This window comes from Microcystis panniformis FACHB-1757 (genome assembly GCF_001264245.1).
Classification (GTDB): Bacteria; Cyanobacteriota; Cyanobacteriia; order Cyanobacteriales; family Microcystaceae; genus Microcystis; species Microcystis panniformis.
This window is the reverse complement of the sequence record NZ_CP011339.1, coordinates 2363154-2375055: the sequence shown is the minus strand read 5'-3', so window position 1 is coordinate 2375055 and position 11902 is coordinate 2363154. Positions and strand designations below refer to the sequence as shown.

The following is an 11902-nucleotide window of genomic DNA, read 5'->3' as shown; positions in this document are numbered from 1 at the left end:
AGTTAGTTAATTTAGCTCGTGTTAAACACGAGCTTTTTTCGGGACAAATTACTGGCCAAAATTTATTAAGTAGGGAGGCACAATTATTTGTAGGATGGGTTAGCGGTAGCGTAACATGAGCAGGTGTTGGGTTTCATGCTTCAACCCAACCTACGTTCATCTGGTTGTTCCTAGTTTTAAACCAGTAGTTAAGGTCGGTGGTTAGTTAGTCCTTGAAGTTAGTTAATTTAGCTCGTGTTAAACACGAGCTTTTTTCGGGACAAATTACTGGCCAAAATTTATTAAGTAGGGAGGCACAATTATTTGTAGGATGGGTTAGCGGTAGCGTAACATGAGCAGGTGTTGGGTTTCATGCTTCAACCCAACCTACGTTCATCTTATATTTAATTCCACCCACCCACTTATCGTCAATCAAGGGGATAACAATGAGCCAAATTAAAGTTAAAAACTTCGGTCCAATTAAGGCGGGTTTACTAGAAAATGATGGTTTTATCGACGTTCGGAAAGTAACGATTTTTATCGGTAATCAAGGAACTGGAAAAAGTAGCATTGCTAAATTAATATCAACATTAAGCTGGTTGGAAAAAGCTCTATATCGTGGGGATTTAGAGGAAAAATATGTGACTAAATATAATCGTTTTGTTAAATCTTTTTGTCAATACCAAAATTTAACCAATTACTTTTTACCCGAAACCCAAATTGAATACAATGGAGATGTTTATCGAATTAGTTTTGAAAATGCTAAATTATCGATCGAGCGTACTGATAATCCAAAGTATCGAGTACCAAAAATTATGTATGTACCAGCAGAGCGAAACTTTTTGAGTGCAGTAAGATGGCCAGAAAAACTCAAAGGACTGCCAGAATCATTATATACTTTCTGGGAAGAATTGGATCGCTCACAACAGGAATTATCTGGCAGTTTGACTTTGCCAGTAGGTGAGGTTAAATTGGAATTTGATAAACTTAATAGACTGGCAAAGATTGTGGGTAGTGATTATCAACTAAATCTATCAGAAGCTTCCAGTGGTTTTCAGTCTTTTGTTCCTTTATTTCTCGTTTCTCGAAATATTGCTTTATCGATCAATCGAACTCAAGAAAATTCCCGCAATGAACTCAGTGGAGAGGAGCAAAAAAGATTAAAAATGGAAATCGAGAAAATTATCTCTAATGATAATCTTTCCGATGACCTAAAAAGGGCAGCACTAGAAGTGTTATCTTCTAAATACCGCAATGAGTGTTTTGTAAATATTGTGGAAGAAATCGAGCAGAATCTATTTCCCCAATCTCAGAAAAAGATTTTATATAAATTATTTGAATTTGCCAATTTAACCCAGGGAAATAAACTAATTTTAACTACTCATAGTCCTTATATTATCAACGATCTAACCCTAGCTATCAAAGCGGATAAAGTTATCAAAAAAATCCTATCATCAGCGATTTATAACGCCGATTATCTCCAAGAAAAGCTCAACCAAATTGTCCCGAAAGCCTCTTGTATAGCGGCAGAAGATGCTATTGTATATGAATTAACAGAGCAAGGAGAAATCCGAGAACTTGCTACATATAATGGTTTACCTTCTGATGAAAATTATCTCAATCTTTCCCTGGGAGAGACAAATCAGCTTTTTGATGATTTACTAGAAATCGAAGAACAGTTATGAAGATAAATTTCTTTGATAAAAAATGTCAGAGTCAAACCCATCGGCATAAATTTGGAATTTGTGATCAGCCATCTCCCTCAGAAAATCCCGCTTATTTAGATACAGAAAATCCCAGTGATTGGATTGCTATTGTGGAAAACTCTCAAGAAATTGAAGTGACATTTACCGCTATTGATAAATGTATTGAAATTAGAAAAGTCGATGGTAGTGGTATGGATAAACGCTGTGATGGAATGCTGACCTATGCTAATTGTTTGATTTTTGTAGAATTAAAAGAACGAAAGGGGAAAAATTCGGGGTGGGTAGGAGACGGAGAAGAGCAACTAAGAAACACAATTCGGGTATTTATTGAAAATCATGGTATAGAGGATTATTCGTCTAGAAAAGCCTACATTGCTAATAACAAAAAGCCTAACTTTCAGACTTCACAACAGGAGAGGATGGAAAAATTTCGCCAAGAAACTGGGTTTAGATTAATTATTCAAAATATCATCAAAATTGAGTGATTTAATTCTCTTTGATTCGGTGGCTCTGAAGATATTTATTTTCTAGAGTTTAGAGATATCCTAGTTTGATGTTGAATCTCACCCTGAATCCGTTGCCAAGCTGTGATCAACTTTAAACTTTTCACTCAAGGAGCGCGGAATAGAACCAGCTTCTCGAACACGGCTTGAATTTCTGGTAACTTGATCATTGAGTCTCTGTCCTCAAACTTTTTCTAGGTACTGGTCAATCATAATTTATACTAAATCCAGTTATTAAAAACTGATTATTTATTCTCCCCTTTGCATGAGTGCCTCTTGCATGAGTGCCTGTCCTGATATGTCACCTATGCTCAATGGATTTAGAATTAGTATCCTATAATACCAATGCTTAGGAAACTATAAAGAAAATCCCAAGATTAAGTGAATCCCTTGCCGAAAAACGCTATAAGAAAATAAAATGTCTAATTTCATCCACAAAATTGTTATGACAGTTACCAATAGACAAGAGCTAGAAGAACTGATACAACAGGTAAAAAAAGCTCAACAACAATTTGCCAACTATAACCAAGAACAAGTAGATCTTATCTTCAAAAAAGCGGCATTAGCAGCCAACAACGCTCGCATTCCCCTAGCTAAAATGGCAGTCCAAGAGACAGGGATGGGAGTAATAGAAGATAAAGTGATTAAAAACCATTTTGCCTCAGAAATCATCTACAACAAATATAAACACAGCAAAACCTGCGGAATTATCGAAGAAGATAAATCCTTTGGATTGCAAAAAATCGCCGAACCCGTGGGCATTTTAGCGGGGATCGTACCCACCACAAATCCCACCGCCACAGCCATTTTTAAAGCCCTAATTGCCCTGAAAACCCGCAACGGCATCATTTTTTCCCCCCATCCGCGAGCCAAAGACTGCACCATCGCGGCGGCCAAAATTGTCTTGGAAGCGGCCGTCAAAGCAGGTGCGCCGGCCGGTATTATTGGTTGGATCGATCAGCCATCGGTGGAACTTTCCCAAGCATTAATGCAACATCCCTGCATTAATTTAATCCTCGCTACCGGCGGTCCCGGTATGGTAAAAGCGGCCTATTCTTCGGGAAGACCTTCCTTAGGAGTCGGTGCCGGTAATACTCCCGCTTTAGTGGACGAAACCGCTCACATAAAAATGGCCGTTTCCTCGATTATTCTCAGTAAAACCTTCGATAACGGCATGATTTGCGCCTCCGAACAATCGGTAATCGTTGTCGATAGCATCTATGAAGAAGTTCGACAGGAATTTATTGATCGGGGGGCCTATCTTCTTTCCCCCGAAGAAAGGCAAAAAGTCGTCGGGATTCTCCTAAAAGATGGTCATATCAACCCCGATATCGTCGGTCAACCGGTAGAAAAATTAGCCGCCATGGCTGGAATTTCTGTTCCCGAAGATACCCGCTTACTAATCGGAGAAGTGGAAAATATTGGCTTAGAGGAACCATTTTCCTACGAAAAACTCTCGCCAATTTTAGCCATGTACCGGGCAAAAGACTTTGAAGATGGGGTAAAAAAAGCCGAAAAACTGGTCTTATTTGCCGGTCGAGGTCATACGGCCGTGCTTTATACCGCACCCTCCAATCGGGAAAATATTAAGCGCTTTGAAGACAACGTAGAAACGGCCCGGGTATTAATTAATACCCCTTCCTCCCAGGGTGCGATCGGTGATATCTATAACTTCCGTCTCGATCCTAGTTTAACCCTCGGTTGTGGCACTTGGGGCGGTAATTCCATCAGCGAAAACGTCGAACCTACCCACCTATTAAATATTAAAACCGTAGCCGAGCGCCGGGAAAATATGCTTTGGTTCCGAGTACCACCAAAAGTATATTTTAAATACGGAGCATTACCGATCGCTATTCGGGAATTAGCCGGCAAAAAACGGGCCTTTATTGTCACCGATAAACCTCTTTTTGACCTAGGAGTTACCGCACCTTTACAGGAAATTTTAGAAGAAATCGGCATCACGGTTAATATCTTTTATGATGTGGAACCCGATCCTTCCCTGGAAACCGTCGAACGCGGTTTAAGCGTGATTAATACCTTCAATCCCGATGTGATTATCGCTATCGGTGGTGGTTCCCCCATGGATGCCGCTAAAATCATGTGGCTACTCTACGAGCATCCAGAGATAGAATTCGAGAGCTTGGCGATGCGTTTTATGGATATCCGCAAACGAGTCTATGAATTGCCCCCTTTAGGCGAAAAAGCTCTGATGGTTTGTATTCCCACCACTTCGGGAACAGGATCGGAAGTGACTCCCTTCGCCGTCGTGACCGATCGCCGTAATAATATTAAGTATCCTTTGGCAGATTATGCCCTAACTCCCAGCATGGCAATTGTTGATCCGGAATTAGTGCTGAATATGCCGAAAAAATTAACAGCCTACGGCGGAATTGACGCTTTAACTCACGCTCTTGAGTCCTACGTCTCGGTTTTAGCCTCAGAATATACTAACGCTCTTGCTCAAGATGCCATCCGACTGCTGTTTAAATACTTGCCCAGTTCCTATCATAACGGAGCTAAAGACCCGAAAGCGCGGGAGAAAGTCCATTACGCGGCGACAATGGCAGGAATGGCCTTCGCTAATGGCTTTTTAGGCATCTGTCACTCCATGGCCCACCAATTGGGGGCAATTTTCCACATTCCCCACGGTCTGGCCAATGCCTTGATGATTTCCCACGTCATCCTCTATAATGCCACCGATGCCCCCTTTAAACAGGCCACCTTCTCTCAGTACAAATATCCTAACGTAAAATGGCGCTATGCCAGGATCGCCCATTCCCTGGGACTGGGAGGAGAAAGCGAGACCGAAAGTGTGGAAAGATTAGTATTAGCGATCGAATGTTTAAAACGGGAAATCGGTATTCCGGCCAGTATTAAAGAGGTAATTCCCGAAAGTGAAGCCGAATTTATGGCCAAATTAGACCATTTAGCTGAACAAGCTTTCGATGATCAGTGTACCGGAGCCAATCCCCGTTATCCCCTGATTGAGGACTTAAAAAACCTGTTAATCCAAGCTTATCACGGCAATTTGCCCCTAGAGGTGGCGGTAAATGGTCACGGTGATGTCAGTCTTGCCGATTTGAAGTTAGATCCGCAACCCTTGAGCTTGTAGAGATAGATTTTGCCTTTGATCCCCCCTACCCCCTAGTAGGGTTGATTCATGAATCAACCCTACAAATCAACCCTACCCCCCTTAATCAGGGGATATCCCCCTACCCCCCTTAATCAGGGGATATCCCCCCTACCCCCCTTATTAAGGGGGGTTTTGACAGTTTTTAACACCTACCTACTTAGCTACCAGTTAAAAATTATCTTTTTTCCCCCGCAGCCGTGCAAACACTTGTACTGGTTCGTTGCTATCCATGGTCATTGCCAAAGCGGGACTATCCCAACGCAAAAAAGGATTAGTCAGCTTTTCCGTCCCCAAAATTGCTGGAATCGTGGGAAGATCTTGGGCGCGATTTTTCTCCACTTCCCGATAACGCTGTTGCAGAGCAGCATTATTAGGGTCAACTGTCAAGGCAAACTTTAAATTATTTAACGTATATTCGTGAGCGCACCAAACCCTAGTCTGGTCAGGCAGCGATCGCAATTTAGTTAAAGAAGCCACCATTTGCCCCGGTGTTCCCTCAAATAAACGACCACAACCCCCCGAAAACAGGGTATCACCACAGAATAACTCGCCGTAATCTCCGGGGTTAACTGGGGGAAAATAGTAGGCAATATGAGCGCGAGTGTGGCCGGGGACAAAGAAAACCTCGGCCGAGCGACCGGCAAATTCCACCCGATCCCCCTCCGCTAAAAACAGCTGCTGCCCCGGAATGCGACCGCGATCCTCCTTTCCCCATAAACACAAAGATGGGGATAACGATTAATTAAAGCCTGATTAGCCCCCACATGGTCGCCGTGGTGATGGGTATTGAAAATAGCGACTAAATCCACCTGTAAAGCCTCCAATCGCCTGAAAACGGGTTCAGGTTCCGCCGGATCCACCACGGCTGCGATTTTTTGCGCTCGATCGTAGAGGAGGAAAATATAATTATCGGAAAGGGCGTTAAGACGTTCGATCTCCATGGTAGAATCTTGATGCTCAGGTTTAACTCGATCATTTGACATCCTCGCCGGCGTAAAACGGACGGCGATTCCTCACCACGCCACTTTTTTAGGGTGGTCGCGTCAACGTAGGGCTATTTCATTCTCCCATCAGAATATCAAAAGTAAAAGCGATCACTGTCTTTGTAAAATGAGAAGTGACCGCCAACCTTTTAAATATATGTTGAGCTTAATAGAAAAACTGAAACAAGTCAAGGACTTTCGGAAAGATCAAGGAAAAAGACACCCTTTATGGATAGTATTAGTAGTAATAATACTGGGAACAATGCTAGGATACTTAAGTTATAGAGAGCTAGGAGAGTTTGCTAAAAATAATCGGCACAGGCTCAGTCAAGAATTTAACATAATTCCAGAAAGAGTCCCATCCTATTCAACAATTAGAAGGGTAATGATGGGAGTTAAATGGCAGAGTTTGTTAAAAGTGTTTAATGAATGGGCATTACAAGAATATGGACAAAGAGATGATATAAATTGGCTATATTATATATAGATGGAAAAAGTCTCAAAAACACCCTAGATAGGGTTGGCTGAATAAATCTAAAAACATTGTTCGATAGGACTTTTAGACCTTTAATCGTGCTTCGTGTCACTGAGCTTGTCGAAGTGCTGTTCTAGGTTGGTCGGGGCTTCGGCCGTGAGTTCAGCCGAACGGTTTCATCCCATCAGTAAAACTGAGGGTCTTCACCCCGACATTTGAGATAAATTAACCTAAAAATCCGCTCTCCGTGGCTAGATGTGGGGATAAATTGTAGAATTGTCATGACGTGAGCAAATAGGGAGGCAAGGGATTGTCAGTTGTTTTAATCATATTTAATCTTAAAATAGAGAATTGTCCCCGCTAAGATAAAAGTAACAAAATTAGCGACAATAATCGGTTTACTGCTCATATAAATCCCGTAGATTAGCCAAAGAAAAACCCCCAGACAAAAGCAAATAAACATAGTTAGGGACAAGTCCTTAGCCGAACGATAACGCCAAGTTTTAATCACTTGGGGTAAAAAGGAGACAGTGGTTAATATTCCCGCCACGATCCCGATTAGTTCAATAATATTCACCGCTTATCCTCTTGGCTTAGTTTCTCTCATTTTAAACTGTTGACTATCTAAATTACTGCTGACGACCGACGACCGACTCCTAACCTCACCAAGAAACTTTTTCAGCAGACCCTACTTATTGAGCGATTACTATCACCGAAGTGCCGATTTTTACCCTTTCAAATAAAGCCTTTATATCTCGATCGCGCATCCTGACGCAACCGTGGGAGACGGCCCGGCCGATGAGATTTTCTTGCGGTGTACCGTGAAAACCGATAAAATTCGCGCCATCGGTCCAAAATCCGATCCAACGCGCCCCTAAAGGGTTGTTTTTTCCCGATGGCACCAGTTGCCCGGTGAAAGGATGTTCCCAGACTGGTTCCCGCACCATCTGAATCACCCTAAATTCTCCCGTTGGGGTTTCCCAACCCGGACGACCGATCGCCACTGGGTAAGAAGCGATTATTTTCTGTCCTTGGTAAACAAAAACCCGTCTTTTTTTTAAATTCAGCAGCAAACGGGTTTCTGTTCGAGTTACCGTGGTTGCGGGAAGGGAATTGACGGGACTAATGGGGGGATTGAGGAAAAATTCCCCTATTCCTAGACATAAACAGAGAATCGGCAGAAAAACTCGCATCTGATACCAGCAAAGTCAAAATTTTTTATCCGTATTCTAATCTGATTGTGAGGATGTCAAACCGTCGATATGGTGAGTGCGGGAGGGAAGGATAAAATCGCAGTCGAGTTGGGCTAATTCGGTTACCTAAAATGTCGGATGAATGCCCCCGCTAAATTTTTCGACAAGACATCAACCTTTGCGGGGGATGAAATCCGACCAGGATATTGACTGCGAAGCACGATTTTAATTCTACCATTTGTAGGTAAACTGTGTTATACTTAACTTATCCAGGGTCGAGGATTGTTAAATGCTAGTCGTAGAAGCCAAGTTAAAAAACGGGACACCAGAACAATACCAAAGACTAGATGAAGCAATTAGGACATCTCAGTTTGTGCGTAACTCTTGTGTTCGTTATTGGATAGAAAATAAAGGAACAACCCGCAATGATCTCCAAAAACTTTGTGCTGTACTAGCAGACAACAAAGAGACACCTTATGTTAAGAAATTAAACTCTCAAGCTCGTCAATCTGCTGCTGATAGAGCCTGGCAATCAATTAATAGGTTTTATCAGAATTGTCATGCTAAGATACTTGGGAAAAAGGGGTTTCCTCGGTTCAAAAAGCATAGCCGTTCGGTTGAATACAAACTAACAGGCTACAAACTATCTGATGAGCGACGTAAAATTAAATTTACCGATGGCTTTAAAGCAGGAGAATTTGATTTATGGTGTAGTCAAAAAACCTTAGTTTATTATTCAGAGCAACAGATTAAACGGGTAAGAGTTGTTAGACGTGCTGACGGTTATTATTGCCAGTTTTTGATTGACGTAGAACGGCAAGAATACCATAAACCAACGGGACAAATAACAGGAATTGACTTAGGGTTAAAGGAATTTTATACCGATGCCCAAGGTAATACTGTAGAGAATCCACGTTATTTAAGAAAGTCAGAAAAACGACTTAAAAAAGCACAAAGGAGATTATCAAAACGATTTCGTCAAGGAAAGAAACAGTCTAACAACTATCACAAGCAACGGATAAAAGTAGCTAAACTTCACCTGAAAGTATCAAGACAACGTAAAGACAAAGCCATTAAAGACGCTTTGGCGTTAGTCCAGTCTAATGATCTGGTAGTCTATGAAGCTTTAAAGGTAAGAAACTTAGTCAAAAACCGTAAGCTGTCTAAGTCGATTTCTGATGATTCTTGGTATCAATTCACTGAATGGTTGAATTATTTTGCCAAGATTTATCGTATTGTTTGTGTTGCTGTTCCTCCCCATTTCACGACTCAAGATTGTTCAGTTTGTGGGACGAGAGTTCAAAAAACATTAAGCACTAGAACTCATCAATGTCCTAACTGTCAAACAGCCTTGGATAGGGATCATAATGCAGCAATAAATATTCTTAAAAAAGGGTTGAAATATTTGGGAAATCATCTCAACGGTACTGTTGGGCAAACAGAAACCGACCCAAACGCATAATAGAGAGTCCGACCTCTGGGTTTTCAGTGGAGACATTGAGAATCTAAGCTGTCTCGTTGAACAAGGAATTTCTAACAGCGATGTGGAAAGAATCCCCCGTCACAGCGTAGCTTGACGGTGGGAGTATGTCAAACTAATCCATAGCTGGAATATTAACTTTTGTAACTTTGACATCCTCACCGCCGTGAACGGACGGTGATTCCCAAACCTCACGATTTAGGTTTCTGCTTCTGTCCCGAAGGTTTTTCGCACCTGCCGCCCCAGTTTTACTCTGTTCTGGTCTTATGGTCGCTCTACAGACTGACACCGCAAGCCCTGCGGCCAAAATATTTTTACTAGCGTTAATATCTCGGTCATGGTGCGTCCCACAGTCTGGACAGTCCCATTCTCGAACATTTAACGGCATTTTCTCAGCAACATACCCGCAATTACTACATCTTTTAGAGCTAGGAAACCATCTATCTATTTCGATGTAATTTCTGCCATGCCAACGGCATTTGTAGGCTAATTGTCGAGTGATTTCTCCCCAGCTTACATCAGATATTGCCTGAGATAATTTCGGGTTTTTGACCAGATTCTTGACGGCTAAATTCTCAACCACAATCGTTTGGTTTTCACGAACTAATTGAGTGGTTAGCTTATGTAAATGGTCTTTTCTGCTATCGGTGATTTGAGCGTGAATCCTTGCTACTTTGATTCTTGCCTTTTCCCGATTTTTTGACCCTTTCTGTTTTCTAGAAAGACTTTTCGATGCTCTTCGCAGTCTCCGATAATGCTTTTTAAAATGCTTGGGATTAGATACTTTGTCACCATCGCTGGTAATCACAAGGCTACTAATTCCTAAGTCAATTCCAATGGCTTTATCTGTTACTGGTAAAGGCTTAATCGTTGGGTCATCAAATCTAATTGAGATATGCCAACGTCCAGAAGGATGTAATCTGACTGTTACTGTGCTTGGTTCACAGCTTTCTGGGATTTGTCTTGACCATCGAATAGGTAAAGGTTCTGTGCATTTGGCTAAATAGATTTGTTTGTCTTTAAATTTAAAGGCTGATTTGGTAAATTCGGCACTTCCTCCCTGATGTTTTTTCTTAAAGTTAGGATACTTAGTACGACCAGCAAAGAAGTTAGTAAAAGCTGTTTGTAGGTGTCTTAACCCTTGTTGTAAAGGTACACAGCTAACTTCATTGAGAAAGTTTAATTCTTCTTGTTTTTTCCAATCGGTCAACATTGAAGAAGTTTGAGCGTAGCCTACTCTTTCTTGTCTTTCATACCAAGCTTGTGTTCGTTCGTGGAGAGCTTTGTTGTAAACTAATCTTACACAGCCCAAAGTGCGCCGCAATAGCGACTCTTGTTCTGGTGTTGGGTAAAATCGGTAGCGATAGCTTTTCCATATCTCGCATTCTAGCATATATCGTGTAAATGCGCTAATATTTAACGGTAAAGCCGTCGTAGAACGACGGGGTTTCAGACCCAAATTTTCGATGACCTCCGCTATTGCTCTCGATCGCGTTTCTAAAATCTATAACAATCTCCCGGTAGTTAACGAGCTTTCCTTTGCTATCGAAAAAGGGGAAATCTTTGGTTTACTCGGTCCCAACGGTGCGGGAAAATCGACGACAATCCGCATGATTATCACCCTAACCGAAGCAAGTCAAGGAGAAATCGCAGTGGCGGGGTATGATGTGAAAAAATACCGCGATCAGGTGAAGAAAAATATAGGGGTAGTCTTACAACAGATTAGCGTTGATGGGGAATTAACCGTCTGGGAAAATCTGGAATTTCACGGCCGGATGCACCATATCCCCAATCCCCAGAGACAGGAATTAATCGATCGCTATTTAGATTATGTCAGTTTAAGCGATCGAAAATCTGCCCTTGCCAAAACTCTTTCCGGAGGGATGAAACGACGTTTACAGATTGCTCGCGCTCTTCTTCACGAACCAAAAATCCTCTTTCTCGATGAACCGACTGTCGGTTTAGATCCCCAAAATCGTCGTCGTTTGTGGGAAGTAATTCGCGATTTAAACCGGCAAGGAATGACAATTTTGTTAACCACTCACTACATGGAAGAAGTGGAATTTCTCTGTCAGGATAACGCCACGGGAAAACCGGGCAGAATTGGCATTATGGATGCGGGCAAATTAATCGAATTAGGAACTCTAACGGATTTTCGCACTAAGTATGGCGAAGGGTTAGTTATCAAACAAGTTGGCGATAAAATCGATTATAAATTCTTCCCCACCGTGGCCGATGCTAACTCTTATCTGGACACTTTGAGCGATAAAACTGGAGTAATGTGTCGCCCTTCCAACCTCGAAGATATCTTCGTGGAACTGACGGGACATCAATTAGATTAGATTCTTGGTTTGTCCGTTAGTAAATTGTTAATTTATCGGTTTTTGAATCCGGTTTTTCTGAGATTAGCTCTGTTTAAATCGGCATTTCTTGGCTTTGATCTGGTGTCT

The 11902-nt window shown here is 41.8% G+C and carries 7 protein-coding genes and 3 pseudogenes; 6 read left to right on the top strand and 4 right to left on the bottom strand.

What is annotated here, in order from left to right; genetic code table 11:
• Positions 1-425: 425 nt before the first annotated feature.
• The 3 genes from VL20_RS11390 to adhE all read left to right on the top strand — a co-directional run bounded on the left by VL20_RS11390 (position 426) and on the right by adhE (position 5300).
• On the top strand, positions 426-1664 hold the full coding sequence (locus VL20_RS11390; protein ID WP_052276566.1) for an AAA family ATPase: 1239 nt from the start codon (positions 426-428) through the stop codon (positions 1662-1664).
• On the top strand, positions 1661-2170 hold the full coding sequence (locus VL20_RS11385) for a hypothetical protein (RefSeq protein ID WP_052276565.1): 510 nt from the start codon (positions 1661-1663) through the stop codon (positions 2168-2170). The genes VL20_RS11390 and VL20_RS11385 overlap by 4 nt, the downstream gene beginning before the upstream one ends.
• Positions 2171-2633: 463 nt before the next feature.
• A complete protein-coding gene (gene adhE, locus VL20_RS11380; RefSeq protein WP_052276564.1) occupies positions 2634-5300 on the top strand; it encodes a bifunctional acetaldehyde-CoA/alcohol dehydrogenase in 2667 nt (888 codons plus the stop codon).
• Between the two features lie 189 nt (positions 5301-5489).
• On the opposite strand, the pseudogene gloB reads toward adhE, so the two are convergent.
• Positions 5490-6262: pseudogene (gene gloB / locus VL20_RS11375) on the bottom strand (hydroxyacylglutathione hydrolase).
• Positions 6263-6461: 199 nt separating this feature from the next.
• Here gloB and VL20_RS11370 point away from each other — a divergent pair.
• A pseudogene (locus VL20_RS11370) lies at positions 6462-6817 on the top strand (transposase family protein); the annotation flags it as partial.
• Between the two features lie 284 nt (positions 6818-7101).
• Here the strand turns inward: VL20_RS11370 and VL20_RS11365 are convergent.
• Together VL20_RS11365 and VL20_RS11360 are read right to left on the bottom strand one after the other, a co-directional pair.
• Entirely contained in the window at positions 7102-7356 is a 255-nt protein-coding gene (locus tag VL20_RS11365) for a SemiSWEET transporter (RefSeq protein ID WP_002743903.1), read from the bottom strand.
• A 115-nt stretch (positions 7357-7471) separates the two neighbouring features.
• Positions 7472-7972 (bottom strand): L,D-transpeptidase, encoded by a 501-nt coding sequence (locus VL20_RS11360; protein WP_052276562.1) that lies wholly within the window; start codon positions 7970-7972, stop codon positions 7472-7474.
• Between the two features lie 289 nt (positions 7973-8261).
• Between VL20_RS11360 and VL20_RS11355 the strand changes: the two are divergent.
• A pseudogene (locus tag VL20_RS11355) lies at positions 8262-9549 on the top strand (RNA-guided endonuclease InsQ/TnpB family protein).
• 18 nt (positions 9550-9567) lie between these two features.
• On the opposite strand, the gene VL20_RS11350 reads toward VL20_RS11355, so the two are convergent.
• Positions 9568-10845 (bottom strand): RNA-guided endonuclease InsQ/TnpB family protein, encoded by a 1278-nt coding sequence (locus VL20_RS11350; RefSeq protein WP_148563481.1) that lies wholly within the window; start codon positions 10843-10845, stop codon positions 9568-9570.
• A 73-nt stretch (positions 10846-10918) separates the two neighbouring features.
• Here VL20_RS11350 and VL20_RS11345 point away from each other — a divergent pair, with 73 nt between their 5' ends.
• Entirely contained in the window at positions 10919-11794 is an 876-nt protein-coding gene (locus tag VL20_RS11345; protein ID WP_052276561.1) for an ABC transporter ATP-binding protein, read from the top strand.
• Positions 11795-11902 lie beyond the last annotated feature (108 nt).

Excerpts from the sequence above, each read along its gene's own strand:
- VL20_RS11385 (WP_052276565.1), top strand. The coding sequence starts at position 1,661 with ATGAAGATAAATTTCTTTGATAAAAAATGTCAGAGTCAAACCCATCGG.
- VL20_RS11360 (WP_052276562.1), bottom strand. The coding sequence starts at position 7,972 with ATGCGAGTTTTTCTGCCGATTCTCTGTTTATGTCTAGGAATAGGGGAA.
- VL20_RS11350 (WP_148563481.1), bottom strand. The coding sequence starts at position 10,845 with ATGCTAGAATGCGAGATATGGAAAAGCTATCGCTACCGATTTTACCCA.
- VL20_RS11390 (WP_052276566.1), top strand. The coding sequence starts at position 426 with ATGAGCCAAATTAAAGTTAAAAACTTCGGTCCAATTAAGGCGGGTTTA.
- adhE (WP_052276564.1), top strand. The coding sequence starts at position 2,634 with ATGACAGTTACCAATAGACAAGAGCTAGAAGAACTGATACAACAGGTA.
- VL20_RS11345 (WP_052276561.1), top strand. The coding sequence starts at position 10,919 with ATGACCTCCGCTATTGCTCTCGATCGCGTTTCTAAAATCTATAACAAT.